This window comes from Streptomyces sp. NPDC001515 (genome assembly GCF_053597115.1).
Genome location: NZ_JBSFHN010000020.1, coordinates 119,687 through 145,157, shown reverse-complemented (window position 1 = coordinate 145,157; position 25,471 = coordinate 119,687). Strand labels below are relative to the sequence as shown.

The window sequence follows — 25,471 nt, the reverse complement described above, 5'->3', positions numbered from 1 at the left end:
ACCGGCCCCGGCATCGGGCACCACGGGACCGGCTTCCCGTTGCGGAAACCGGGCGTGAGCTCGCTTATCGAGGACAGGTCGACGCGCGGTCCTTCAATGCGGCACACAGCCCATCAACGCAGTACATCGATGAGGAAATAAAGCCGCGTGACAGCGGAATGAACATTTCTCGCCGGAACGCGATCGATCGTCATCCCGGGCTGATCGAATGTGCCCGCACGGGAACGACATCGATCGAATGAGACGCGCGGGCCTGCGAACCAGGGCGGCCCACAGGCCCGCGCGCCGCCCTACCCGGCGTCGGCCTCCATCGCCCGCACCAGGCCCGCGGGCCGCATGTCCGTCCACGCGGCCTCGATCGCGGCGAGACACTCCTGTCGCGAACCCTCGGGACCGCCGACGCTCCAGCCCCCCGGAACCTCGATGTGCGCCGGCCAGAGCGAATACTGGCCCTCGCCGTTCACCAGCGTCACGAACCGACCCGACTCGTCATCGAAAGGATTGGTCACGACCGTCCCCCCACTTGTTTTCCTACATGCCACCGCATGTTCTTCAGATACACCCGGGCCCGCCGCGCGGATTCCCCGCTCCCCCGCCACCGGACCGCCCGCCCCCTGTCGCGCAAGTACGGCCGCATGGGCGGAGATACGTTACGCCTCGGGATACCGGTGTGACGCCGATGGCCGGCCGGTCGTCCGGCTTCGCCCGTTCACGCCAATCACCATAGAGGACCACCGACAGCACCAGAGGCGAATTCGGTCCATTACTTATCAGCCCGTACGACGGCGGCGCGCGGAAAGGCCGGCCGGAGACATATGCCAAGCCCACTCCTCCGGAAACTTTCAGCCACCCGATGTCCCGATTGTGCTCATTTCACTAAATACGACCCGCGCACATTCGGATAACCGCCGGCGTACACTCCCCCCTGCACGGGCACGCACCGAACACACCGCGCTCCCGTGCGCCGGGTGCGCGCCCCATTCGAAATCAATGGCCATTTCCCTCACTCCGTGTAGTTTTCCGGGTTCGGCGCCGACGGCCACCGCCGGGGGCGGTCGGCCCCGCATGCGATACGCATGCCGGGTGACCGAAGTGACCCCGCCCGCGACCGTGCGCGCGTTCATCGCCCTCGCTCCGCCCGACCCGGCGAAGGACGAACTGGCCCAGGAACTGCGGCCCGCCTACGCGACGCATCCCCCGGTGCGGTGGAACCGGATGGAGGACTGACGCATCACCCTGGCGTTCCTGGGCGCACTCCAGGTGGACAGCGTTCCGCTGCCGTGTCCGCCGCGCGCCGCTCTCGCCGCGTCCCAGCCCCCTCCGCGCCTGGCTCTGCACGGCAGCGGCACGTTCGACGGGCTGGCGTGGAGCGGGGTCGACGGCGACCTCGACGCACTGCACCGGCTCGCCGGCGGCGTACGGGCTGTGGTCCGGAACCACGGGATCGCCCTGAAGGACCGGCCGCTGCGCCCCCATCTGACCCTCGCCCGGGTGCGCCGGGGCGACCACACGCCGGCCGGGGAGATCGCCGCGCTGCTCCCGGAGTTCCGGGGCCGCACGTGGCCCGCCGAGCGCCTGCACCTGGTGGGCAGCCACGCGGAGAGCCGCCCGGGACAGCTCCACCACCGCGACATCGCGGCGTGGCCGCTCGGCACGGCCTCCGCCGCCGCGGTGCCGCCCGCACACCCCTGAGGGCGGGCCCGCCGGGGTTGCTGGCCTGACCGGAGTGGGGCGCGGCTCCGTGTGCTGGTGAGGTTCGGGGGTACTGTCCCCACCAGCGCAGGCCACGCGCTCGCTTCGCCGCGGCGCCGGCCGAAGCACACCGTCCGTGCCGACCACGAAGGTGAACGGTTCGGTCAGCTCTGCTGCCGATCGCTCAGTGATCCAACCGTCGAAGTCAGCCGCCGAGCGGATCGGGCACCCGCCGCTGCCAGGTCGGACCGCAGCCTTCAGCTCCACCGGCCCGACGTATCGGCAACTCCGCCCCCTCGCACTCACAGCAGCCAACCTGAAGCACTTCCGACACACGCCCTAGCGCCGATCCCGGTCAACGTGCTCAGCCCGAGCGCCACGCGGATCCCCAGCCTGCTCAACGCCGCAGGGGCCGCCGCCGACCAGATCGCCGAGGCCACCCTCTTCCTGGCATCCGACGCCTCGTCGTTCGTCAACGGCGCCGAACTCTTCGCCGACGGCGGCTACACCCGCACCTGAACAGCAGGCGGTGGCCGGCGGCTTTCGGTCGCAGTGGCGGGGGCGGCCACGCCATCGTCCTGCCCGGGTATACGGCAGCCCATCGCGTGAGCAGCCTGCTTCCTGTCCGGCGCGGGTGTTCGGAGGGCCTCCACGCTCAAGCGGAGGTCCGCTGCGCCGATGCCGGTGGAGTGACGGACAAGACTTCGCTCGCGTACACCTCGGCCTTGCCTCGGGTGAGCCAGTCCGTGCGGGCGCACGTCATGAGGTCGTACCAGCGCAGGCTCTCAGCACGGTGAGGGTCCACAGGGCCATCAGGGGAGCGAAGGCGACGACGAGCAGGCGAGTGCGCAGACGTTCGTTGCCGGGCCGGACCGTGAGGTAGCGCAGGCAGCGGAGATAGCCGAGGACGATCGCGATGAGGAGCACGATGGTCAGGGAGTCCGTCCTGTCGGCCGGTTGCAGGAACAGGAACCAGACGAGAGCGGCGGCGGTGGTGAGGGTGATGTACCAATTGCACACCTGGTGCCAGAAGGCGTAGCCGCTGATCGGCAGGTACCGGATGCGCCAGAAGGAGCGGATGGCGGAGCCTCTCATCCAGCGGACTTGCTGGCGGATGTGGTGGCTGAGGTTCTGCGGCATGGTGGCGTGGGCATACGCGGTGGGCTGCTGGACAGTTCTGCCGCGGAGTTTGGCCAGGAGCGTCAGCAAGGAGTCGTCGGAGAAGGTGACGGGGCGGCCCATGAAGGTTTCGTCGCGGTAGGCGTGCGCGTGGTCGCGCAGGACATCCGCTCGGTAGGAGGCACGGTAGGAGGCACATGAGCCGGTGTTGCCGACAACGGCTCCCAGAAGGGATTGCGCGGAGCGTTAGGTGAGCTGCCAGGTGACCGCGTATCGGGAGATGCCCGATAAGGGGGCTCGGCGTAGGCGAGCAGTGTCTGCCACAGAAGCCATGTGCAGGTGTGGGTGTACAGGAGCACGAAGAGAAGCCGCCCTCCTGCGCTGAGGGCGGCGAACGCCTCCACACGACGGAGGGCGAAGTAGCCGAGCAAGGCGACCGTGACCGTGAGGGCGGCCAGGACGCGGCAGTGGCGGGCCGACGTTGCGCTCACACCGGTCACGGCATGCCTCTCCGGAGAGGGACACGGCTGGAGGAATCGGCGGCTCGGGCCGCTCGGACACCCGTCATGAACCGACAGGACGGTGACGGCGCCAGGTGAGCCGGAGCAGTATCACCCCGGTCAAAACGATCGCGGCAGCCGCCGCGAGCAACCACATCTCAGCAATCACCATCCCGAAGACGGTGACTGCGGCACCTGTTCCCGTGTTCGCCAGATGTCCCTCGGACACGCGTGCTCCTTCATTTGCTTGTGTACTGGTTGCGTCGGTCCGCCCCGGCGTCCGCGATGCCGACGTGCCGGGCCCTTCCCTCACTGGCCGGCAGTACTGACCGCCTTCAGCACTCTTTTCGTTCACCTGGTGCAGCGGCTCGGGTCGCCATGCGCTCCGCTCCTGGGTTTCACAATCCATCGAGCACGGCTTCGGAAGGGATTCGGTTGACCGCTACCACCGCGATACCGCCGGCTCTTCAAGAGGCATCGGTACCTTCCTCGGCCCGTACGCTCAGCCCGGCGACGCCGGTGCGGTTGGTCGCTGGTGGGTCGGGGCGAGGACCTCGGTTGTGGCCGGCACCCAGCCGAGGTCCCGGTCGAGGTGCCGGGTGTGGACGATCACCAAGTCCCAGTCGTGGGCTGCCGGATCGGTGATGGCGGTCAGGGTGGGGGCGGCGCACGCCAGAGTTGGCACGAAGGGGTCCGCGTACTCGACCGAGGCACCCTGAGTGGTGAGGAGTTCAATGATCGGCAACGCGGGGCTGTCCCGCACATCGGCGATGCCGGGCTTGTAGCTGACGCCGAGCAGCAGCACCCGCGCCGGGGAACCGGCTTCGCGGGCTGCGAGCAGCGCCAACGCGCGGGCGGCGACGGTGCCTGGCCGGGCGGCGACGGCGGCCATCGCGGCATCGATCACGGGCGTGGGCGAATGCCGTCCGGCCAGTTGCCAGCGCAGGTAGTGCGGGTCGCAGAGGATGCAGTGCCCGCCCACGCCCGGTCCAGGGTAGAACGGCATGAAACCGAACGGCTTGGTGGCCGCCGCCCCGATCACCGCAAGCGGTTCCACCCCCAGAGACAGGCAGCTGTCGGCAAGCTCGTTCGCCAGAGCGACGCTGACCGCACGGAAGGTGTTCTCCCACAGCTTGGCCATCTCAGCGGTCTCCGGGCTGTCGACGGGGCCCATGCATCGCGAGGAGGGACGACGAGTGCGCCGGCTCCCCGCCGCCGCAGGTCAGCAGGCGTTGTTCGCCATCGTCGCAATGGCGGCGAACTGCGCGGTCTCACTGGTGTAGGTCGATCCGGTCAGATCGCCGAGGACATCGACATCGGTGAAACCGGCATCCTTCAACTCGCTGATCAGCCCCTCCGGGGTGAAGTATCGAACCCAGTTGAAGAAAGTTCTCTTCCTCTCGGCCTCGAAGATTTCGTACTTGTCCAGCGATACGTACTCGCGCTCGTACTGGTAGGTGTTGTGGAACCCGAAGTAGGGACGGCCGGACCAGAATCCGTTCATGAGGGACGGTGCGTAGGTCGCCTGCTCCCGCACGTGAGCGAACGCGGATGCGGAGTCGACGTCGAAAACGAAGGAACCACCGGCGGCGAGATGCTCGCGGACTGTACGCAGTAGCGCCTGCCGACCGTTCGGCGGCAGCGCGCAGTAGTCACGCATAACCAGGATGATCAGGTCGTATCGAGTGTCGTCACGGTAGGTGAGGTAGTCCTGGAGCAGGTAGCGGACGGCAAGCCCTTCAGCGCGGGCCAATGCAGTGGCGTGGTCGATCGAGCGGGAGGAGAGGTCCAGTCCGGTGACGGACGCGCCAGCACGGGCGAGGCGCGTGGTGTAGAGACCGGGGCCACAACCGAAATCCGCGACCCGCAGGCCCGCGCGGACACTGAAGCGGTCGATGATCCAGTCCACAACCTGTTCCAGATACTCCACCCGGTAGGAGGACAGGTCGACGTGCGGGTTGAGGTGAGCGGCAAGCATCTGCGCGGAAATATGCGGATCGGTCCACAGGTCAGGGGTAGTCACCTTCGCGTAGAGGGCGGGGCGGGCGTTGATGGCTGACAGCTCTTCGAACATGAGGCACTTCCGTGTTCTGTGATGTTGCAGAATGCCGGCGTGCCACACAGCAGGAGTCGACTCCCGCGCCACTGCCGCGGGAGTACAGGATGTTCGCGGAGGGGCCTGTGCCGAGGAGGGCGCAGGGGCGCCTGCTGGTTACGGCATGCCGAAGGAAGCAGCGGGCCGGGAACTGGAGCGTGCCGCATCGGACACGCGCCGGCCTGCCGGGGCATGGGAACTTCAAGCCTACTGGCGCATGACAGAAACCATAGGCAATGCATTCGTCTCACGGCAAACGACCATGCGCGCGCCGCAGGCGTACGGGGGAGGCTGGGGTACACGGCCAGCTGATGGCTTCGGGACTACCTTGGCCAGCCAGGCGTACCTGTCGTCAAACGATGGCGAGCTCTCGCGGTCAGCCCGTCGCCGGAGCCGAGCGGGGCATCGTCACCACAGCCAGACGTTGGAGTGCCGCACCGGGACAGAGCGCGGCCGTCACGCCGTGCGGCCTCATTGCCGAGCCGACTCTGCCGGGAAAGGGGCCAGCGCGACTGTTCTGCGACGAGGCGGCGCTTCGTAGCCTCCCCGCTGCGCAGGCGCTGCCTGTGCAGCTGTCTTTTCGGTGTCCAAAGCCGTTTCCAGACCGGCTGCCACCCCGCTTCGGCCTCCGGCTTCTGGGCCTCGTCGAGGGCGGCAGCCATCACCCGGGGCCTCGCGGGTGATGGCGAGAGCGTTGTCGAGGCTGGGCTGTTCGTCCGAGGTACTCATGTAACGCCTTTTGAACTCCGTTCCGGCGCCTGCTGTCGGTGCTGGGCGGCAAGAGCGCCGGCGGCGAGACGGGCCCGCTCGTAGGTATCGCCGTGCGGTGGCGGTTCGTGGGCGCGGCACGGGCCGGCCTTCGGTGCCGCGGGTAGAGAGCGTGCCGGTCGGCGGGCATCACCCGGCCGCGCCCGACGAGGGCGGGTGTAGTCGTCGACGACCGTCTGCACGAACTGGTCGTCCAGGCCGGGCTGGTGTGGTCGTCGCGCAGGGCTCAGGGGTGACGGCGCTTCGACAAGGCGGTGGTGGTGTACGAAAGCGCGTTGCGCATCACGTGGACGACGGCGATGGTGTCCACGGCCGCCAGCACTATGGCGACCACCGGTCCCACGCCCCCGGACCGCCACCTCGCGAAGTGAGAACCGCTGAAGACCGTGAGGTATGCCGACGCCGTAACGAGCGGCTGGCGGAGTCGCGCATGACGGTTTGGCCCTGCGCGCGGTACCCGTCGGCCCCAATGTCGGGGTGTGTCGGGCGTCCGGAGCGGCGTTCGGCCTCGACGAGGGTCGTTGTAGCGGAGTCGGGTCGGTCTATGTGCCGGACGGGGGCCTGTGTGGCCGCAGGAGTCCCTCTGAGTGATCAGGTCGGTAGTTGTTGGGCCGCGCGGTGGTCGTGCGTCGGGATGATCGCGACCCGGTCCTTGACGGCGTGCAAGCGGTGCAGCGTGCGGAAGGTCTCGTGGCGGTCTTCGTCGGCGAGCTTGCCGGGGTAGCCGGCCTTTTGCCGAATGAGGTCGATCTGGTCGGTGTGCCAGGCGGCGTCGCCGGCGAGCAGCACCCAGCCCCCTGCTGTGTGCGCCAGAACTCCCACGCTGCCAGGGGTGTGACCCGCGAGGTCGACGAGTACGACGGAACCGTCGCCGAAGAGGTCGTGGCTGGCGGAAAAAGTGAGGATCGGCGGGCCGTCCAGTTCGTACGGGACGATGCCCCGGCCGCGCAGGGCCTCGCGGACACCACCCACGGGCGCGATCGAGCCTTGCATGACCCAGTCGTGTTCGCGACGGTGCAGATGGACCGGCAGTTCGGGGAGATCGAGGAGTCCGCATACGTGGTCCCAATGCGCGTGCGTCGGCAGCGCGAAATCCACGCCGGAAGCCGGCCGCTCGTGGAGCGCGGTAACGGTGGCGACGGTGTCCGCCGGGGGACGCACCGCGACCCGCAGGAACCGTGGTAGCTCCGCGACGGCGCGACGGTCGACATCCAGGCAGACACTCGGATCCACGATGAACGTCGACTCCGGGTGAGTGATCACGAACGACTGCAGCGAGTTCGCGATGCGCCGGGGTTGCCGCAGCCCCTCCACGATGAGTGCGGTGGGCACGGATCGTGGCACCTGTCTCAGTGCGGACACGGTGACCGACACGGTTGTTTTCGGTAGCCCCGCGTCGGTCAAGCTGCGCAGAAACCGCTGATCGGGGCGGCGGGGACGGACAAAACCCGTGGCTAGGCTTGCGACCGCGCCACAGCATGCGGCCAGCGTCGGTGATCTCACAGCGTCGGACATGACAGCCCTGTCCCTCTCGCGATCGGGTGGTGGGTTCGATGACGGGACGGTATAACTTCAGGCCGACCTGAAGTAAAGGGGTGTCATGGCCGCAGTGGAGTTGAAAATCGGCGGTGCGGCTGCCGTGCTCGGGGTGGCGACCCATGTCCTGCGACACTGGGAGGACATCGGACTACTCAACCCGCGTCGGCTGCCCTCCGGACATCGTGTCTACGACGACCAGACCGTCGGCCGGGCCCGCCTCATCCAAATGAGCCAGCGGGCCGGGCTGTCGCTCGCTGAAATCCGTGAACTTGCCACGGGGGAAAGGGCAGACCGCATCGTCCTGGTCAACACGAAGCGCGCTCGGATCGCCGAACACATCTCGAACCTCGAACTGGCTGACCGGTTCCTGGCCCACCTCGTGCACTGCGTACACCCGGTCATTTCCGACTGTCCGGAGTGTTCCGCCCTGGTGGAGCGGGGCGCGCGGTCAGCGATCACTCGGTGATCCGACACGAGAACGCGTTCAGCACAGCCGTGGTGAACCGGGGCACCACGCTGACGTGGGCCGGGGGCGGGGGTGCAGGCGGGCAGGACCTCACCGGTCTCGGTCACTGCGGAACCGGGTACTGAGGTGGGCGGATCCGTCTGACGGCAGGCCCGCAGAGCAACGCCGTACGGGGGTACGTTGCGCTCTGCGGGCCTGAATCGCTCGGCCTCCCAACGCACCTGGCCCGGATCGACGCTCGGGCCGGCTTCGGACAGGATCCGGCGATCGGAACGGTCAGCTCCCCGGGCTGGCTCGGCCCGGCGCGGCGGAGGTGCCCAGACCGGGCCGCAGGTCAGCTGAAGAAGTGCCAGTTGCCCTTGATGGACAGCGGGTAGCCGCTGTCTGCGCGGTCGGCGTCGAGGTCGTAGCGGACGTACTGGTCGTCCTTGAAGAGGTAGACCTTGTTGCGGTTGGTGGCGTGAGGGGCGGCGGCGTCGATGCCGCGGTTGAAGGAGTCCGGCAGGCCGGACCAGTTGCCCTCGATGCTCTTGGGGCCGAGGACGAGCTTGTCCTCGGGGACGTTGTAGCGGACGTACTCGCCGTCCTTGAAGAACCAGACGATTTCGTCGTCGGTGGGGTGGTTGACCGCCGCGTCGATGCCCTGCTGGAACGCGACCGGCAGGCTCGCCCATCCCTCCGCGATGCTCTTCGGGTACCCGGGTGCGGCCGCGTCGGCCTCCAGGTCGTAGCGAACGTACTGGTCGTCCTTGAACAGGTAGCCCACGGTCGGCTGGTCGTGGCGGTTGAGCGCGGCGTCGATGCCCCGGGTGAAGGAGTCGGGGAGCCCGTCCCAGTGACCCGCGATCGGCTTCGCCACGCCCACGCCCTTGTCGGCCTTCAGGTCGTAGCGCACGTACTGGGTGTCCTTGAGGAACCAGGCGATGTTCCCCTCGTCCCTCGACCGCAGAACCGCGTCGATCCGGCGGTAGAAACTCTCCTGCAACTCGGTAGCCATGCGTAACCTCCTGGAGTGGTGGGTGATGATTGGGCGGGGCCGCTGCCAGGTACCCCAAGCGGGGCGCCCCGGCTGTGGCAGCGGCCCGTCTGCGCCCACTCTGCTCCCCCTCAGAGGCATGTAGGTGCAGGTCACACGAAGGAATGACCGCATTCCAGCCGCGTCGAACCCTCGCCGCCACACGCACCGTCAAGCACCCCGCACACCCCCACGAGAACCCGGTTCATACCCGCCGGAACGGCACTTTCAGTAACCGACTCCGGGGGGGGCTCTCGCCGGGCACGTACCGGCGAGACCAGACCGGGGTGGGGTCCGGGCCACACGGGCAGAGCCCGGGACCGGTACGGCGCGACAAATCCGGACCGACCGTCTCCCCTGCCGGGTTCGCCGGAACCGACATCGATCACGCCCGCTTCGGGGGCGCGCATCCGGTACTCACAGGCACCGGGCGGAACACCGGTCCACTCGCCCGGTTTGCCACGCCAACTCGGCTGGATCAGTGCGCAAAGCATGTGAACAGAAGGGGAAAGCTCGTACTACACCACGTCGTTCCGTCACCGGCGACGTGCAGCCTCTGTCGGGAAGCGTCGGCCGGTAACCCGCAGTCAACCGCCACCACCAACCCGGTGAACCCGTGCGGCCCCAGCCCTAAGCGACCGTGAGGACGATCTTGCCCTGGATGTGGCCGCAGGCGGCACGTTCGTGCGCTGCCCGGGCGTCCGCGAGCGGGAACACGCTGTCGACCGCGAGACGGATCGTGCCCGTGTCCAGCAGACGTCCGGCGGTTGCGAGCTGCGCTCCGTCGGAGCGGACCTGGGGGCCTGAGACGCTGACGCCCAGTCTCGCAGTCTCCGCCTCGTCGTACTCGCCGAAGAACACGGGGAAGAGGGCACCGCCGCCCTTGAGCGTGCGCAGGAAGCGGCTGCTGTCCCGGCCGCCGACGGCGTCGAGCACGAGGTCGATTCCGGTGACGAGTTCCTCCGGACGCTGTTGCGTCACTTCCCGACACGCGAGGCACTGCTCGACGCCTTGCTCCGCACGAGCTTCGACGGGCTGACGGCGAGGGCGGGCGAACTGGGGGCCTCGACCGCACCGGAGGACGCCCTGGTGACATGGCTGCGCGACTGCGTCGCGGTGGCCTACGAGTACCGGGGGGATGACGGAACTGATGGCGGCCGGGATCGAGGACCCCGAGTCCGCGCTCCACACCTCGTGCGTCACCATGCGCGCGGCCGGCGCCGATCTCCTCGCCCGCGCCCAAGCCGGCGGCGGGGCGCGGACCGACGTCGACGGCACCGATTGGTTCGCGCTGGTGGCGGCGCTCGCCTGGCTCGGGGACCAGCCCTCGTTCACCCCACGCGCCGACCACCTTCTCGACATCGTGGCGGGTGCCATTCCGACGAGGTGACGAGCGCGGGGGCGACGAGGAGCGCGGCCGGCCCGTGGACCTCCAAGAAGTGGCGCCACCAGGGGGAACCGACCGCGGTGACCGCCGACGAGGCCCTGGCCTGCTCACTCAAGCGGGAGCAGGACCAGTTCATCGGTGCCCGTGGTGGCACCGATCGATGGCGGTTCCTCGTCGCGGCTACTTGGGCATCAGAACGGTGTCGACGATGTACACGTGGGCGTTGGCGGTCTTGACGTTGCCGCAGACCACGTTGGAGGTGTCGTTGACCTTGTAGGTCTCGCCGGAACCCTTCGTGGTGACCGTGCCCTTCTCCAGGGTCTGGAAGGAGCCGTTCTCCAACTGCTTCGGGGTGAGCTTCTGGCCCACGACGTGGTAGGTGAGGATCTTCGTCAGGGTGGCCTTGTCGGCGAGGACCTTGTCGAGGTCGGCCTTCGGGATCTTGGCGAAGGCGTCGTTGGTCGGTGCGAAAACGGTGATGTCCTTGGCATTGTTCAGGGTGTCGACCAGGCCCGCCTGCTTGACCGCGGCGACCAGGGTGGACAGGGCCGGGTTGTTCGAGGCTGCGGTGGCGACCGGGTCCTTGGCCATGCCGTCGAACGAGCCCGCGCCCTCCTTGGGCACGCCCGCGCACGCCGGGCCGAAGGGCTGGTCACCGGCCATCGAGTCGCTCGCGGGGGCGCTCGCGTCGGTCTTGGCCTGGTCGCCGGCTGCCGCGGTGGGGGCGGCCTCGGTTTCGCTGCCGGAATCGGAGCAGGCGGCCAGGGAGAAGGGCAGCAGGGCGGCTGCGGCAACGGCGACGGCGGTGCGGCGGATCTTCATGCTGTTGTTCATGATCGGTTGCTCCTTGGGGCTTTTCTCTAGGGATTTCAGGGAGTTGGTTGTGCTGCCCGGTACGGGCCGTGGGGGCCGTCCGGGTGGTCTAGGGGACGGTGACGAAGACGCTGTGCCAGCCGCTCGCTCCGTCCGGGATGGTCCGCGTGCGCCGTTCGGTCTGCACGGCTCCAGTGCCATCGGTGGCACGGACGGTGATGGTGTGGCCGCCGGTGGCGGCTTTCCAGGGGCAAGACCACTGGCGCCAGGTGTCGATGCCTGGCTGCGGGGCGAGATCGGCGTCCCGCCACGGGCCGTCGTCGATGCGGACTTCGACGCGGGTGATGCCGCGGTGCTGGGCCCAGGCGACACCGGCGATGGTGAGGGTGCCGGCGGCGGGGCGGGCGAAGGGCTTGGGGGTGTCGATGCGGGCCTGGGTCTTGACCGGTGCCTTCCGCGCCCACTTCCGCTTGACCCAGTAGGGGTCGTAGGCGTCGAAGGTGGTGAGCTCGATGTCGGTGATCCACTTGCAGGCCGACACGTACCCGTACAACCCGGGGACGAGCATGCGGACGGGGAAGCCGTGCTCGAAGGGCAGGGGTTCGCCGTTCATGCCGACGGCCAGCATCGCGTCCCGGCCGTCCATCACGTCCTGGACCGGAGAGCCGAGCGTCATCCCGTCGACAGAGCGCGCCACCAACTGGTCGGCCTTCCCTCCCCGGGACGGGGGCCGCACGCCGGCTTCCTGGAGGAGGTCGGCCAGCGGCACGCCCAGCCAGCGGGCGGTGCCGACGTAGGGGCCGCCGACCTCGTTGGAGACGCAGGTGAGGGTGATGTCGCGTTCGACGAGGGGTCGGGCCAGGAGTTGGTCGAGGGTGTGGCTACGGGGCCGGGTGACGCCTTTGCCGTGGATTCGCAGCCGCCAGGTGTCGGCGTCGACCTTGGGCACGGTCAGCGCGGTGTCGACGCGGTAGAAGTCGGCGTTGGGTGTCGTGAACGGGCTGATTCCGGCAACCTTCAGCTGGACACCGGCCGGGACCGCGGGCGCCGGGGAGGCGGGAGCGGGCAGGACCAGGCTGTTGCGGGACGCGACCGCACCCCGGCCCTGACGGCCGGTCAAGACCCGGCCCAGGATCCCGGCGGAGGCCGCCGCCGCGGCCGTAACACCAGCGGCGGCGAGAAAGCCGCGCCTGCTCCGGCCTTCTGCCCCGGCCTGCCCGTCCGCAGCGGCAGGGTCTGCGGCGGGCACGGCTTTCGACGCGAGGACGCAGAGGACGGAGGCCCCTGCGAGGGCTCCGGCGATCGAGGGCAGTGCGTCGAGGACACCCGTGGAGTCAGGGCGGCCGAGGGCCGCGGCGGAGCCGACGATTCCGAACAGCAGCACGCCCACGGCGCCGACCCGCCGGTGGGACAGGGCGAGGATGCCCAGGACGACGGCGGTCACGGCGAGGATCGCGAGAATGCCGAGCTGCAGGACGGTCTTGTCGTCCTCCCCGAAGGTACGGATCGCGAAGTCCTTCACCGCGGCGGGCGTCCGGTCGATCACCGCGCCTCCGACGACCGTCACCGGGCCGGTCGCAGGCCGCACCAGGCCGGCGACCAGCTCGGCCACGGCCAGCGCCGTGAACGCGGCCAGAACGCCGGTCAGTGCGCCGCGTGCGGCGCGGGCCAGGGTGCTGCGGAAGCTGCTCACACCCGCCATTCGGCAGCACCCACCCGGGGGATTGGTCCGTCCTCCGGAAGAGTGAACAGCCTGCGGGTGTTGCCGTCACGGCACGGGCGCCGAGGCCAGTGGGAAGCGCGGAGTCGACCCTGTGCCGAACCGGGCCGATCTGAGGACGGGCAAGGTCTGCGGGTGGCTGTGCCGACAGCCACCCGCTACGAGACATCCCTCGTGAGCGAGGGCGTGCGTTCCCCCCTCCGTCCTGCAGGGACCACAAGTCGCCGAGACGCCACCCCCGCTCGTCAAGGGCTCCTTCCTCGCGACCGGATGAGGCCGCGCCTCACACGGAACGATCATCAGGGCTCTGCCACCTCTTTGCTCAACGGGGCCCTTCCGGTGGTTCCCGCCGGCTAGGGAGTGAACGGTCTCGCAGCGGCGTCGGGACTGGTTGAAGGGGCTCGGCAGAGAGGTGTTCGCGCCGCTGTCGCGCGCGGACCAGTGGGAAAGCAGCAGCTCATGAGCGCCCTTGCCCAGGACTTCTCGTGTCGGCCACTCCAGCCGATGGCGCAGGTTGCCTCGATCCGGCGGAACTCGTCCTCCGTGAGCCCTGAGCCATTTCGCGGCAGTCTGTCTCCGTCAGCCTCCACGCGGCTGCTGGTCGGCGGAGTGGGAGGGCCGATGGGCCGCGACTCGTTCTCGGGTCGCGCAACGACGGGAGCAGTTGCGGCGTTCCGGGCCGCTGCCCCGGGTGATGAAAACGTTCTGGCAGCTGGGTGACGCGCACGTTCCGCCGGGCGGGCGCTGACGGTCCCAGAGGAGGACGGTCAGAGACATGCACGACGAAGCGAGAAGCCACTCGTCCCAGGGCGCGTTGTCGTCGTGGTCGAGGTGAGGATGCCAGGGGGTGGTCTCCGCGACGCTCATCACGCTGGCGCTGCCCACCGCGTGGATGCTGCCCACCCGTCCCGGTCGGGCTCGGCGCCCCCCTCGGACAGCCTCGTTGATCAGCGACCTCGCCATCCGTCACCGGGAGGCCCCCCAACGCATGCGCGGCCAGATCTTCACCACCGGCGCCAGTCTGAAGATCACCGGATTCGCTTTGGGGGCGGCGGTTGCCGGACCGCTCGCGGTCCGGTCCCTTCCAGTGGCGGCCCTGGCGGCACTGGCGTTCTTCACGATCCCGTCGACTACCGCAAACAGCCCCACACGATCGCTCACCTTCCGATGACCATGCTCAGCCTTCGCTGTGGGCAGTGCGGCATCCTTCCAGGTCGCTTCTCACCACGCCGGGACGGCGCGGGCTGAGTACGGAGGGATCCACGACAGCGCACGTCGCCGTAATGGAGACCGTGGCCGTCGCCGCGGCGCGGAAGTACGGCTCGCACGAACGGGGAGGGCGGCCGAGGGACGGGAAGGGTGGCCGGCGGTCACGAAGCACATGTCCTGGTGAGTCGGACTTCGCAGCTGATCGTCTGCTCGGCGGCGGAGCCCCTACGCCCTACGGGGCCGGACGACGAGTTCGCCGGCGCAGTTGGGACACGTGTGGCGCAGCACGTCACTGCAGGGCACACAGAACGTGCACTCGTACGAACATATCCGGGCCGACGAGTCCGGTAGCAGCGCTGCTTCGCAGCGTTCGCAGCGTTCGCGCATCTCCAGTGCCATGACTCTCCTGAGCAGTTCGCGTGCCGTTGATCGAGTGTCGACACCTGGAGGACGTCGCGAACCCAGCGTCAGAACAGGGACGTTGAACCTTGAGTGTCGACAGGAACAGCTTTGCACAGGATCCGGCCACGGCCGGCTCACAGCCCACACCGACGGGAACCCGTTCGCGCGGCATCCCCCCCAGCCGTGGTTCCGGGCGCACCCGGGACCACGAAGGAGCGAGCGGCTCCTCGCGCGGAACGCCACAGGACTGGGGCAGCCGAGGTCGGCGGGTCAGGTCCAAGGGATAGAGGGCGGGCGGGCGGGGGCGGGGCCGAGGGTGGTGGTCCCGGGCTCGGAGCGGTGTCCGAGGCCGGTCCGGTACGCGTTCAGTGCCTCCTCGGTGCGGCCCTCACGACGCATCAGGTCGCCGAGGAGCCGGCAGATGTCGGCGAGGTCTCCGGCGGCCCCGGTCTGTTCGAGCAGGGAGAGCGCGGCGGCGTAGTGCCGCTCGGCGGACTCGACGTCGCCCGCCTCCTCCGCGATCAGCCCGAGCAGCCGGTGGGCGCCGCCGGCGTGCAACGCGCCACGGCCGTGCTGGAGACCTGCCAGAAGGTTCCCGAGCAGTTCTGCGGCCTCCGCAGTCTTCCCGCTTCTGCGCAGCACATCGGCGAGTTCGACCTCTACCTGCGAGACGTACAGCGCCGCACGCTTGGAGACCAGCATGGAGCGGGCGGTCCGCAGCGCCGCCTCCGCCTGGGGGAGGTCGCCGTCCTGCGCGCAGACATAGCCCCGCATCCAGTGGCAGTGGGCAAGTTCGGTACGCATCTGGAGCTGTTCGTACAGCTCGGCGGCGCGTGCCAGTGAGACCTGGGCCGCATCGGCCCTGCCTTCGGCGATCAGGGTGCGGGCCACGGTGCGGTGCATGCCCGCGACGAGAGCGGGGTCGGAGACCTGGGGCACCAGAGCGAGCGCGAGTTCGGCGGACTGCGCGGCGCGGGCGTGGGCGCCCATGTCCATGTAGGGGGCGATCGACGCCGTGTACAGCTGGAGGAGCGCCCCTGGATCGTGCAGCCCTGAGGTGTTCAGCTCGTCGATCGCGTTCTCCAGCAGGTAGCAGGAGTAGCGGAGTTCACCGGCCAGGTAGTGGGCGACGGACCGGCCCCGGACCGCACGCGCGCGTACGGGCAGTGGTTCGCCGGCCAGTGCCTGTTCGGCCGCCTCGAACCGGACGAGGGCCTCGGCCAGGTCGCCCGTCTCCAGGGCGCATTCCCCCAGACCGGTGAGCGCGACTCCTCGTTCCTCGGTGAGCTGGTATTCATCGGCCCGTCCGAGAACCTGCTCATAGACGGCCCGCGCTTCCGCGGCGTCCGCGACCGCCAGCACCCGCTGCGCTTCGGTCAGCCGCATGCGCAACTCCGCGGCAAGGTGGGTGGGGCGGCCCGTGGCCAGTTCCTCCTCGGCGACCCCGAGCCGTTCGGCGACATGCCGCAGCGCGGCGTCGGACGGCCGCACCTTGCCCGCCTCCAGGGTCGAGATGTGCGCGGCGGTGTACTCGGGTTCGGCAAGCTGCCGCTGCGTCAGGCCGCGCGCCTTGCGCAGGCTCTTCACCCGTCGGCCGACCGCCGCGGGGTCTCCCGTACACCCGGGGCGGGTCGTCCCGTCGTCGCCCGTCCCCGTCCCGTCGGCCTGGGCCATGGCGTCCCCTCTCGTCCACCGGAGTCCCCGGCCCTCGTGTGCGGTACCGCCCGCTGTCCGGCGGTGTCCCCCGCAGGACAACCACACGCCGGACGGGCAGGGCAAACCGCTCCCGTCCGATGTGAACCCGGCCGCTGTCCTCGTCCGGACCGGCGACGCGGCTCGCGCCCGCGGCACGTCGCATGGTCCCACACCCCCGGGCTCCGGCCGCAGCCACAACACGACGGGCCCTGTTGACGCTTGCACGGCCGCCAGTTACCGAAAAGCAACCTGCTGACCGCCCGCTCGCCCGTTGCGCGGAGTTCCGGCCGCCCCCTAAGTTAAACGCCAACTCAAATAGATTGAACAGACTACTTAATTTTCCGTGCGTCGCGCTGACCGTCACCCCCCCCCCCCCCGTCCCACTGCCGACGCACTTCATCTCCGTCCCGAACACCAGAGCAAGGATTGACATGCACGCAAAGAGAACCGCTGCCATATCCACCGGCGTCGCGCTCGCGGCCGTACTCGGGGCGGCGCTCGCCGCGCCCGCCTCGGCCGTGGACCCGGAGGAGCCCGCGCGGACGCCGGGCATCAGCGTGGAGTACTTCCCCGAACCGGGCGGCGAGGGCCAGCGGACCGAAGTGCCGCTCTCCACCGGAACGGCGAGCGCGAGCGCCCCGCTCGGGAGAGCGGCACGGGCCGCGACGACGGACGGCACGGTCGGCAAGCTGGCGGTGACCGGTTCGTCCGACGACCGGCTGGACGTCGTGATCATCGGCGACGGCTACACCGCCGACGAGCAGGACGCCTTCCACGCGGCCGCCGCCGCCAAGTGGGCGGACATCACCGCCATCGAGCCCTACGCGAGCTACCAGGGCCTGATGAACGTCTGGACCGTCGACGCGGTCTCCGCCGAGTCCGGAATCACGGGTGACCCCACCGCCGACACCACCAGGAACACCGCGCTCGGCAGCTACTTCTGGTGCTCCGACACCGAGCGGCTGATCTGCGCCGACATCGACAAGGTCGCCGCGTACGCCGAGAAGGCGCCCGACGCCGACCTGGTCGTCGTCGTCTCCCACTCCACCAAGTACGGCGGCGCGGGATACTCGGGCCTGGAGGAGTACGGATACCCCTTCGACGGCGTCTCGACCCTCTCCTCGGACAACGCGCAGTCCAGCATGATCGCCGCGCACGAGATCGCCCACTCGGTCGGCCTCCTCGCGGACGAGTACACGTACGACGGCTACGGCACCTGGACCGGCGGTGAGTTCACCGAGCCCAACTCCAGCATCCTCACCCACGCACAGATGGCGAACTCCCGGAGCAAGTGGTACCGCTGGCTCGGCGAGAACGACCCCACGGGCAGCACCGTCGGCACGTACGAGGGCAGCAGCTACTACCCGTTCGGGACCTATCGCCCGACGCAGAACTCGATCATGCGGGCCCTGAACACCACCGAGTTCAACCTGCCCGGACGCGAGGCCATGATCGCCGGGTTCTATCGCGAGGCCAACGCGCTGAGCAGCGACATCGCCCCGGGGAGCACCATCGGCAGGAAGGACCGGATCACGGTCACGCAGGCCCAGCTCACGGGCCTCGCCGCCCCGCAGCTTCGCTGGTACGTCGACGGGATCCCGGTGAAGCGTGCCCAGGGCCTCACGTCCGCCGTGCCCGCCGCGTTCGGCGTGCCCGCCGACGGCAGGCATCACACCGTCACCGTCGAGTCGGTGGACACCACCGCATCGATCCGCGACCCCGAGGTCCGCGCCGAGGCCACCGAGAGACTGACCTGGAAGGTCTCCGCGTCCCCCGCCGCCCGCCCGAAGCCGGCCCCCGGGCGTCAGCACTGACGGCCCCGGAGCCGAGCCGCGTCACCCGCCTCCCCATCGTGGCGAGCCGCTCGTCGACGGCCGCACCACGGAAGTCCGGAGCGTCACCACCGCGTGAAAGGACCGCGCCCGCCGTCGCTCACAAGACGTCCGTCGAGATACGGAGCGGAGGGCGGTGGCGGCGCGGAGGCGGGCAAGCGCGACGGCCGTGTCGTACGGCTCGCCGCCGCAGGTGGCGCACGAAGTCGTACGGCCGTGGCGCGCCGCGCCCCCCAGGAAGGCCGTGTCCGTCTCAGCTCCGGACGTGGGCCGCCGGGGTGTTCCGCTCCAGGCGGGTGCCCAGCGCGTCGGCGAATTCCTCGGCCCTGGCCAGCTGGGTGCGCAGCTTCTCCACCTGCTCGGCGGCGGCCTGTTGGTAGGTCCGCACCCGCTCCAGCAGCGCCTCGCGCTCGCTGTCATCGAGAGCACCGCCGCCGTCCAGGCGGTCGGTGGCGTCCAGCAGGTCGCGCATCTGCTCCAGGGTGAAGCCGAGCGGCTTCATCCGGCGGATGACCATGAGCCGGGAGACGTCGGTCTCGGTGTAGAGGCGGAAGCCGCCCTGGGAGCGGGCCGAGGGGATGACGAGGCCGGTCTCCTCGTAGTGCCGGATGGTGCGCAGGGACAGCTCCGTCCGCGCGGCGACCTCGCCGATCTGCATGTGCCTGTCGTCCACGCCCGCGTACCCGGCCCTTTCGTCGTTGGCGGGCAGAGGCCCGTGCGACCCCGCCGCTCTCTACTCTAACGTTAGGGTAGAGTTTCTGAGAGGTGAGGGCGGCCCGGCTGCCCCGCCGCTGTCGTTCCGGGGCCGACGCCGCCCCCGGTGAAGGTCTGATTGTCGCAGGAGAGAGCGTGCGCGAGCCCATGACGCCGAGCGCCGCCCCCTGCCCGCCGTGACACTTCGCCCTCGGACGTGACCTGCCCGGCCGGGCACCGCCCACGCCTCCGGCCCGCGTCCTCCACGACTTCCCGGCCCGCCTCGGGCCGCCCGCGGGATGCCGGCCGGTCTCCCGCGCCTCTTCCCGCACGCCCCAGCCCTTTCGGTGGGGATGCCCGAACACGACAGGTACGCACTTCGTTGTCTTCTGCCGCTGTGACTCCCGCCGCGCGACTGCGCGATCTCAAGCCTGTCTGGCTGAACGACCCCAAGGTCTGGCGCACCGAGATCCTGGCCGGCCTCGTCGTCGCCCTGGCCCTGATCCCCGAGGCGATCTCCTTCTCGATCATCGCCGGCGTCGACCCCGTCATCGGCCTCTTCGCCTCCTTCACCATGGCCGTGACGATCTCCGTCGTCGGCGGCCGGCGCGCGATGATCTCCGCGGCCACCGGCGCCGTCGCCCTCGTCATCGCCCCCATGAACCGGGAACACGGACTGGGCTACCTCATCGCGACCGTCATCCTGGCCGGCGCCTTCCAGATCGTCCTCGGCGCTCTCGGCGTGGCCAAGCTCATGCGGTTCGTACCCCGCTCGGTGATGACCGGTTTCGTCAACGCCCTCGCCGTCCTGATCTTCATGGCTCAGGTCCCCGAGATGCATGACGTGCCGTGGGCGGTGTACCCGCTGATCGTCGGCGGGCTCGCGCTGATGGTGCTCTTCCCGAAGGTCACCAGGGTGGTCCCGGCCCCGCTCGTCTCGATCGTCATCCTGACCGTCATCACGGTCGCGGCCGGCATCGCGGTGCCGACCGTCGGCGACAAGGGCGAACTGCCCTCCTCCCTGCCGGTGCCGGGCCTGCCGGACGTTCCCTTCAGCCTGGACACCCTGACGACAATCGCCCCGTACGCGTTCGCGATGGCCCTGGTGGGATTGATGGAGTCGCTGATGACGGCGAAGCTCGTCGACGACATCACCGACACGCGTTCCTCCAAGACGCGTGAGTCCATCGGCCAGGGCATCGCCAACATCGTCACCGGCTTCTTCGGCGGCATGGGCGGCTGCGCCATGATCGGCCAGACGATGATCAACGTGAAGGTGTCCGGCGCCCGCACCCGCCTGTCCACCTTCCTGGCGGGCTCGTTCCTGATGGTGCTGTGCATCGCCTTCGGGCCGGTCGTCTCCGACATCCCCATGGCTGCCCTCGTCGCCGTCATGGTCATGGTGTCCTTCGCGACCTTCGACTGGCACTCCATCGCCCCCCAGACGCTGAAGCGGATGCCGGCCGGTGAGATCGCGGTCATGGCCATCACCGTGGGCGTGGTGGTCGCCACCCACAACCTCGCCATCGGCGTCGTCGTCGGCTCCGTCACCGCCATGGTCATCTTCGCCAAGCGCGTCGCCCACCTCGCTCGCCTCCACAGCGTCCTGGACCCTGACGGCACCACGGTCGTCTACCGGGTCACCGGCGAGCTGTTCTTCGCATCCTCCAACGACCTCGTCGGACAGTTCGACTACGCCGGCGACCCCGACAGGATCGTCATCGACCTGTCCGAGGCCCACGTCTGGGACGCCTCCTCCGTCGCCGCCCTCGACGCGATCGAGACCAAGTACGCCCAGCGCGGCAAGACCGTGGAGATCACGGGACTGAACGACGTGAGTGCCGACCTGCACGGCAGGCTCACGGGCGAACTCACCGGCAGCCATTGACCCCGCCCCGTGGAACGAGAGGCCCCGGCCCGGCCGGGGCCTCTCGTCGTTCAGGCCGGTGCGTCCGTCGCGGCGCCTCTCGGTCCGGGGACAGGGGGGCGGTTCCGCTCGGCCCAGCGCGCGGCGGGCGGCATCGCGCAAGCGGCGGCCGCGAGTACGGCGGCGAGGGCGGCCCAGCCGATGAGGCCCTGCTCCAGCACGAGGGCCGTCAGGAGGGCGGGGCCGATGGCCGCGGAGCCGGATATCCCGAACTGGTAGATGCCCTGGTAGGTCCCGAGTGCGGTCGGGGGTGCCAGGTCGTACCCGAGGGTCCAGCTGCCGGCCTGGGACCTGACCTCGCCCAGCGTCAGCAGCACCACGGCCGCGACCATCGCGAGGGAGGCGACGGCCGGGCCACCGTACGAGGCGAGCGCCGCGACGGGTGCGCATGCCGCGACCATCAGCCCTCCGGCACGGAAGGAGCGCCGGGCCGAGGCGAGGGTGCCGGCGGACCGGGTGGCACGGACCTGGAGGATCACCACGAGCACGGTGTTGGTCATCAGGAGCGGCCCGACGAGCGCGTGCGGCGCGTCGGTGTGGTCGACGACCCAGAGCGGGAAGAGGACCTCCAGGATCACGTACACCCAGTTGACGATCGCGTTCAGGCCGGTGACCGCCAGATAGGGCAGGTCCCGCAGCGGCGGCTTAGAAAGCACGGCGACCGGGCGGCCGCGGGCACCGTCGGGCGAGGGGACGCGGCGCAGCGACCACGCCGCTGCGGCGAGGCACCCGGCCGTGGTGAGAAGGGCGGTCGTGTAGGCGGCGGGAGTGTTCCGGACCAGGACGAGGGCGCCCGCTCCGGCGCCCGCGCCGATGCCGCAGTTGAGCAGGGCGCGCAGCAGTCCCAGAACCGTCCCTCGGATTTCGGTGGGCAGGACGTGTGCGTAGAGGGCTGCGCGGGCGGCGGATGCTCCGCGTTCGGAGGCGGCGGCTACGCAGGCGAGAAGGAGGAAGGAGGGGTATGAGGAGACCTGCGTGTAGAGCGCGGTGCAGGCGGCCTGGGCCGTCAACAGCGCGATGAGTACGGTACGGCTGCCCAGGTGGTCGGCGAGCCGTCCGGCGGGGAGTGTCGCGGCCAGGCCGCACGCGCCGGCGATCGTCAGCGCGAGTCCGGCCGATGCCGCCGAGAAACCCAGCTGCCGGGTGAGCCACAGCAGGGCGGTGGTCAGGTACAGGCCCTTGCCGAAAGAGGCGGAGAGGGTGGTGACCGCCAGGCGACACACGACCGGTTCACCGAGGCCGAGCCGGATCAGAGAGGGCGGAAGAGCGCGGTTCATGCCTCTCACTGCACCGTCGCGGCACACACCGGGGAATGGATTTAGACTGGCGCTAAATGATCCGGTTTCGTCTGACTCTCGCCGATCTGGCCGACACCACCTTCGCCTGCTCCCCGCTCCAGGAGACGGTGCTGAGCCTGCGGATGTGGACCGGCCACGCCACGCGCTTCCCCCTCCTGGTGCCCCTGTTCTCCACTCTGCGCCCCTCCTTCGAGCGCCTGGACACGGAGTTGCTGACCTCCCTGGTCGCCCGCCGCCGCTACTGGGTCCCGGACCTGCTCACCCCCCGGCCCACCACGTCCGCCCCCGGCTTCCGCTCCGAACTCGCCCTGGTCCGGGCAGCCGATCCCGACCAGCTGTGCCGGGATGTGGAAGCGACCTTCGCGCCGCTGGGCGAACCCGTGCCCGAGCGGCTCACCCGCGGGCTGGCCCGCCCGGCCAGGCTGCTGGGCGAGATCGCCGACGCGCTGGAGGCGTACTGGACCACCTGTCTGGAACCCGGATTCTGGCCGCTCGCGCGGTCCGTGCTGCAGGCCGACGTCGTCCACCGGGCCCGCGTGCTGGCCGAACGCGGCGCCAACGCCCTGCTCACAGAGGTGAGCCCGAATCTGTCCTGGGACAACGGCCTGCTGTCCCTCATCTCGAAGGGGCCGCGGCGCCACCCGGGCGAAATCCCCGTTGCCGGACGGGGGCTGCTCCTCACCCCCACCTGTTTCGTCGACGGCATCGCCACCATGATCGCCACCGATCTGCCCCCGCACATCGTGTATCCGGCACGCGGCACCGCGACGCTCACGCAGAACCCTCCGCCCCCGTCCCCCTCACTGGCCAGGCTTCTCGGCGGCCCTCGCTCCACCCTCCTCGGGCTTCTGGCCGCACCCGCCTCCACCACCGAACTCGCCCGGCGCCTCGGCGTCTCCCCCGGCGCCGTCAGCCAGCACCTGTCCGTCCTGACCTCCGCGGGACTCACCTCCCGCGCGCGCCACGGCCGCCTCGTCCTGTACCGCCGGACGCCCCTCGGCGACGCCCTCGCGACCGTCGGCGCACCCCGTCCCTGCGAAGAATGCCGCGACCCGGGCAGCCATGGCGTGACGTCCGGTCTTCGCCATGGCGGGACCTCGACAGTGTCCGCCGGTGCGCGGGATTGTCCGCATCGGATAGACCGTTCCCCTGCGACCCATATCCAGACGCCGACACCTCCCCTCCGCGACCGCGCTCACCATGGCGCTCATCGGGTGGGGTTCGGTCACCGCCCCGGTGACGGACGCCGATCCGGCCGCCGGGGCCGGGGCCGGTGGACCGGGCCGGTAAGACTGTCGCAGGCCGTGGACGAGCTCTCCGGCTGGGCGGGCGGCCCGTACCGGAGGATGAGCGATACGTCGATGGCGACCCCGCTCGTCGAGGGACCGGCGGCGATCTTGCCGATGGCCTCGCCGCCCTCGACGGTCTCCACGCGTTCGCGCTGCGCACGGTCCGCGGTCGCCATCCGGTACGTCTCCGCGAGCCGCCCTTCGCTGTCCGGTGACCGTTGGCCGGCCCCGTGGATCGCAAGCCCGAGCGGACCGGGTTCCCTCGGCCCCTCCTGCTCGATCGGCCCGGTACCTGCGGAGGCTCTGTCGTCCCCTCCCCCGGTGCTGCGGAGAGCAGAGGTTTACCATCGTTCAAGCTTCACGGAGGGTGACACTCATGGCGGCCAGGCACATTCCCAGCACCTCGACGCTGCTCGCCTTCGAGGCCGCGGCGCGTCATGGCAAGTTCGCGGGTGCCGCCCAGGAGCTGGTCGTCACGGAGGGGGCCATCAGCCGCCAGGTCGCGCGGTTGGAGGCGTTCCTCGGGGTGCCGCTGTTCCTTCGGGGCGGCAACCGGGTCGAGCTGACGGCGCACGGGGCGCGCTACGCCGAGGAGGTGGGACGGCTGCTCATGTCGTTGGAGCGGTCGACGCTGCAGGTGATGACGTCCCCGCCCCAGCAGGGCGTGCTGGAGCTGGCGGTGATCGGGACGTTCGCGACCCGGTGGCTGGTCCCGAGGCTTCCGCTGTTCTCGCGGAGGCGTCCGGACGTGCTGGTGAATCTGAGCACCCGTAACGATCCGTTCGTCCTGAACGGCAGCTCCTTCGACGCCGCGATCACCTTCGCCCATCCCGCGTGGGCGGGGGCGGATTCGCGTCGCCTGCTCCGCAGCCCTTTGATCCCGGTGTGCCGTGCCGACCTCGCCCCCCAGGGTGACGAAGTGAGTGCCGGCAAGCTCCGCGGTCTGCCGTTGCTGCACAAGACGACGACGCCGGAGAGTTGGCGGGACTACGCGCGGGAGTTCGGGGTCGATCTTCAGGACGCGACGACGGGCAGCCGTTTCGAACAGTTCTCCATGCTGATCGAAGCGGCTCTGGCCGGTCTGGGCATCGCGCTCGTTCCCCGGCTCTACGTCTCCGAGGAGCTGCGAACCGGACGACTCGTCCCGGTCGGGCCGCCCGGAGAGCTGGCGGGCAAGGACTTCATCCTCGTCACCAACTCCCGGACCTCCCGCACACAACTTCTCGACGACTTCTCCGGCTGGCTGGTGGAGGAGGCCGGACCGGACTATCGGTCGGCCGCGCAGGAGCCCGCTGCCGCTCACCCCTCGTACGTGATCCAATAGTCACCGTTCAGCCGCTCGACGCGGGCGAATCCGCGGTCGTCGAGGTGAGGGCCCGCGACGGTCATCTCCTCTCCACTGACCATGTCGAGCACCTGCGAGCGCGTCTCGGCGGCGCGGACCGGGTTGTTGTCCAGAGCGACCGAGGCGTCCGGCCGCGTCATCTGGACGGTCGGGAAGTGCACGGTGTCTCCCCAGAAGAACACGCTCTCGTTCTCGGAGCCGATGAGATAGCCGGTGTGCCCGTCCGTGTGGCCGGGAAGCGGAATCGCCGTGACGCCGGGCAGGACCTCGCCCTCGCGCACTGTGCGGAGTCTGTCGCCATAGGCGTCGAGGGCTCTGCGGGCGATCTGGAAGTTGCCCCGAGCACGGTCGCTCGCCCGCGCGAGGTTGCTGTCGTCCTCCCAGAAGGCGAGCTCACGCTCGTGCACCACGAGTTCGGCGTTCGGGAAGGCGGCCCGTCCGGAGTCGTCGAGCAGGCCTCCGACGTGGTCGGGGTGCGCGTGCGTGAGGAGAATCGTGTCGATCTCCGGTGCTCGCACCCCTGCCAGGGGAAGGCGGGACGCCATACGACCGCCCCACTGCTTGACGCCGCCGGCCCCGGCGTCCACCAGAACGGTGCGGCCGGCGCTCCGGACCAGATAGCTGTTGATGTGCATGGGCGACCGGTCATTCAGCCCGCCGCGCCGCT

General features: G+C 69.8%; 19 protein-coding genes and 8 pseudogenes. 9 read left to right on the top strand and 18 right to left on the bottom strand.

Annotated features, from left to right (window positions below; all coding sequences use genetic code 11):
• Positions 1-290: 290 nt before the first annotated feature.
• Complete coding sequence (locus tag ACWCXC_RS22230) at positions 291-509, bottom strand: MbtH family protein (protein ID WP_450685967.1); 219 nt, start codon at positions 507-509, stop codon at positions 291-293.
• A 556-nt stretch (positions 510-1,065) separates the two neighbouring features.
• Here ACWCXC_RS22230 and thpR point away from each other — a divergent pair.
• A pseudogene (gene thpR / locus ACWCXC_RS22225) lies at positions 1,066-1,692 on the top strand (RNA 2',3'-cyclic phosphodiesterase).
• Positions 1,693-1,767: 75 nt separating this feature from the next.
• Here thpR and ACWCXC_RS22220 read toward each other — a convergent pair.
• Positions 1,768-1,998, bottom strand: a pseudogene (locus ACWCXC_RS22220) (hypothetical protein); the annotation flags it as partial.
• 48 nt (positions 1,999-2,046) lie between these two features.
• On the opposite strand from ACWCXC_RS22220, the pseudogene ACWCXC_RS22215 reads away from it, so the two are divergent.
• Positions 2,047-2,211 (top strand): annotated as a pseudogene (locus ACWCXC_RS22215) (SDR family oxidoreductase); the annotation flags it as partial.
• Between the two features lie 240 nt (positions 2,212-2,451).
• On the opposite strand, the gene ACWCXC_RS22210 reads toward ACWCXC_RS22215, so the two are convergent.
• The 5 genes from ACWCXC_RS22210 to ACWCXC_RS22190 all read right to left on the bottom strand — a co-directional run bounded on the left by ACWCXC_RS22210 (position 2,452) and on the right by ACWCXC_RS22190 (position 7,506).
• Positions 2,452-2,934: a hypothetical protein gene (locus tag ACWCXC_RS22210; RefSeq protein ID WP_450685969.1), complete on the bottom strand. Its 483-nt coding sequence runs from the start codon at positions 2,932-2,934 to the stop codon at positions 2,452-2,454.
• Between the two features lie 441 nt (positions 2,935-3,375).
• On the bottom strand, positions 3,376-3,540 hold the full coding sequence (locus ACWCXC_RS22205) for a hypothetical protein (RefSeq protein ID WP_450890330.1): 165 nt from the start codon (positions 3,538-3,540) through the stop codon (positions 3,376-3,378).
• A 273-nt stretch (positions 3,541-3,813) separates the two neighbouring features.
• Positions 3,814-4,452 (bottom strand): UDP binding domain-containing protein, encoded by a 639-nt coding sequence (locus ACWCXC_RS22200; RefSeq protein WP_450890329.1) that lies wholly within the window; start codon positions 4,450-4,452, stop codon positions 3,814-3,816.
• Positions 4,453-4,533: 81 nt separating this feature from the next.
• Positions 4,534-5,385: an SAM-dependent methyltransferase gene (locus ACWCXC_RS22195; protein WP_450686248.1), complete on the bottom strand. Its 852-nt coding sequence runs from the start codon at positions 5,383-5,385 to the stop codon at positions 4,534-4,536.
• A 1,380-nt stretch (positions 5,386-6,765) separates the two neighbouring features.
• Positions 6,766-7,506 carry an MBL fold metallo-hydrolase gene (locus tag ACWCXC_RS22190; RefSeq protein ID WP_450890328.1) on the bottom strand — a complete coding sequence of 247 codons (741 nt, stop codon included), beginning with the start codon at positions 7,504-7,506 and terminating at the stop codon, positions 6,766-6,768.
• Between the two features lie 268 nt (positions 7,507-7,774).
• On the opposite strand from ACWCXC_RS22190, the gene ACWCXC_RS22185 reads away from it, so the two are divergent.
• The gene (locus ACWCXC_RS22185) at positions 7,775-8,179 is read left to right on the top strand and encodes a MerR family transcriptional regulator (RefSeq protein ID WP_450890327.1); all 405 of its coding nucleotides are present in this window, start codon (positions 7,775-7,777) and stop codon (positions 8,177-8,179) included.
• A gap of 334 nt (positions 8,180-8,513) precedes the next feature.
• Here ACWCXC_RS22185 and ACWCXC_RS22180 read toward each other — a convergent pair whose 3' ends face one another.
• Both ACWCXC_RS22180 and ACWCXC_RS22175 read right to left on the bottom strand, forming a co-directional pair.
• Positions 8,514-9,176 (bottom strand): hemopexin repeat-containing protein, encoded by a 663-nt coding sequence (locus ACWCXC_RS22180; RefSeq protein WP_450686077.1) that lies wholly within the window; start codon positions 9,174-9,176, stop codon positions 8,514-8,516.
• Between the two features lie 648 nt (positions 9,177-9,824).
• Positions 9,825-10,178 (bottom strand): annotated as a pseudogene (locus ACWCXC_RS22175) (zinc-binding dehydrogenase); the annotation flags it as partial.
• On the opposite strand from ACWCXC_RS22175, the pseudogene ACWCXC_RS22170 reads away from it, so the two are divergent.
• A pseudogene (locus tag ACWCXC_RS22170) lies at positions 10,152-10,584 on the top strand (TetR/AcrR family transcriptional regulator); the annotation flags it as partial. The pseudogenes ACWCXC_RS22175 and ACWCXC_RS22170 sit on opposite strands and share 27 nt — an antisense overlap.
• 177 nt (positions 10,585-10,761) lie before the next feature.
• Here the strand turns inward: ACWCXC_RS22170 and ACWCXC_RS22165 are convergent.
• The 3 genes and pseudogenes from ACWCXC_RS22165 to ACWCXC_RS22155 all read right to left on the bottom strand — a co-directional run.
• Positions 10,762-11,415 carry a fasciclin domain-containing protein gene (locus ACWCXC_RS22165; RefSeq protein ID WP_450686078.1) on the bottom strand — a complete coding sequence of 218 codons (654 nt, stop codon included), beginning with the start codon at positions 11,413-11,415 and terminating at the stop codon, positions 10,762-10,764.
• Positions 11,416-11,503: 88 nt separating this feature from the next.
• A complete protein-coding gene (locus tag ACWCXC_RS22160; protein ID WP_450890326.1) occupies positions 11,504-13,096 on the bottom strand; it encodes a molybdopterin-dependent oxidoreductase in 1,593 nt (530 codons plus the stop codon).
• 597 nt (positions 13,097-13,693) lie between these two features.
• A pseudogene (locus ACWCXC_RS22155) lies at positions 13,694-13,969 on the bottom strand (CGNR zinc finger domain-containing protein); the annotation flags it as partial.
• Positions 13,970-14,072: 103 nt separating this feature from the next.
• Between ACWCXC_RS22155 and ACWCXC_RS22150 the strand changes: the two are divergent.
• Positions 14,073-14,285 (top strand): annotated as a pseudogene (locus ACWCXC_RS22150) (MFS transporter); the annotation flags it as partial.
• Positions 14,286-14,548: 263 nt separating this feature from the next.
• Here the strand turns inward: ACWCXC_RS22150 and ACWCXC_RS22145 are convergent.
• Both ACWCXC_RS22145 and ACWCXC_RS22140 read right to left on the bottom strand, forming a co-directional pair.
• Positions 14,549-14,722 (bottom strand): DUF1272 domain-containing protein, encoded by a 174-nt coding sequence (locus ACWCXC_RS22145; RefSeq protein ID WP_450686238.1) that lies wholly within the window; start codon positions 14,720-14,722, stop codon positions 14,549-14,551.
• Between the two features lie 273 nt (positions 14,723-14,995).
• On the bottom strand, positions 14,996-16,399 hold the full coding sequence (locus ACWCXC_RS22140; protein WP_450890325.1) for a tetratricopeptide repeat protein: 1,404 nt from the start codon (positions 16,397-16,399) through the stop codon (positions 14,996-14,998).
• 452 nt (positions 16,400-16,851) lie between these two features.
• Here ACWCXC_RS22140 and ACWCXC_RS22135 point away from each other — a divergent pair, with 452 nt between their 5' ends.
• Positions 16,852-18,234 (top strand): M64 family metallopeptidase, encoded by a 1,383-nt coding sequence (locus ACWCXC_RS22135; protein ID WP_450890324.1) that lies wholly within the window; start codon positions 16,852-16,854, stop codon positions 18,232-18,234.
• Positions 18,235-18,505: 271 nt separating this feature from the next.
• Here ACWCXC_RS22135 and ACWCXC_RS22130 read toward each other — a convergent pair whose 3' ends face one another.
• A complete protein-coding gene (locus ACWCXC_RS22130; RefSeq protein WP_450686396.1) occupies positions 18,506-18,925 on the bottom strand; it encodes a MerR family transcriptional regulator in 420 nt (139 codons plus the stop codon).
• Positions 18,926-19,342: 417 nt separating this feature from the next.
• Between ACWCXC_RS22130 and ACWCXC_RS22125 the strand changes: the two genes are divergently transcribed.
• The gene (locus tag ACWCXC_RS22125) at positions 19,343-20,833 is read left to right on the top strand and encodes a SulP family inorganic anion transporter (protein ID WP_450890323.1); all 1,491 of its coding nucleotides are present in this window, start codon (positions 19,343-19,345) and stop codon (positions 20,831-20,833) included.
• A 50-nt stretch (positions 20,834-20,883) separates the two neighbouring features.
• Here ACWCXC_RS22125 and ACWCXC_RS22120 read toward each other — a convergent pair whose 3' ends face one another.
• Positions 20,884-22,149, bottom strand: a complete 1,266-nt coding sequence (locus ACWCXC_RS22120) for an MFS transporter (protein WP_450890322.1) — start codon at positions 22,147-22,149, stop codon at positions 20,884-20,886.
• A gap of 56 nt (positions 22,150-22,205) precedes the next feature.
• Here ACWCXC_RS22120 and ACWCXC_RS22115 point away from each other — a divergent pair.
• Positions 22,206-23,105 (top strand): annotated as a pseudogene (locus ACWCXC_RS22115) (ArsR/SmtB family transcription factor); the annotation flags it as partial.
• 290 nt (positions 23,106-23,395) lie between these two features.
• On the opposite strand, the gene ACWCXC_RS22110 reads toward ACWCXC_RS22115, so the two are convergent.
• Complete coding sequence (locus ACWCXC_RS22110; protein WP_450890321.1) at positions 23,396-23,635, bottom strand: hypothetical protein; 240 nt, start codon at positions 23,633-23,635, stop codon at positions 23,396-23,398.
• 200 nt (positions 23,636-23,835) lie between these two features.
• On the opposite strand from ACWCXC_RS22110, the gene ACWCXC_RS22105 reads away from it, so the two are divergent.
• Complete coding sequence (locus tag ACWCXC_RS22105) at positions 23,836-24,783, top strand: LysR substrate-binding domain-containing protein (RefSeq protein ID WP_450890320.1); 948 nt, start codon at positions 23,836-23,838, stop codon at positions 24,781-24,783.
• Here ACWCXC_RS22105 and ACWCXC_RS22100 read toward each other — a convergent pair.
• A complete protein-coding gene (locus ACWCXC_RS22100) occupies positions 24,759-25,439 on the bottom strand; it encodes an MBL fold metallo-hydrolase (RefSeq protein ID WP_450890319.1) in 681 nt (226 codons plus the stop codon). The genes ACWCXC_RS22105 and ACWCXC_RS22100 overlap by 25 nt on opposite strands.
• Positions 25,440-25,471 lie beyond the last annotated feature (32 nt).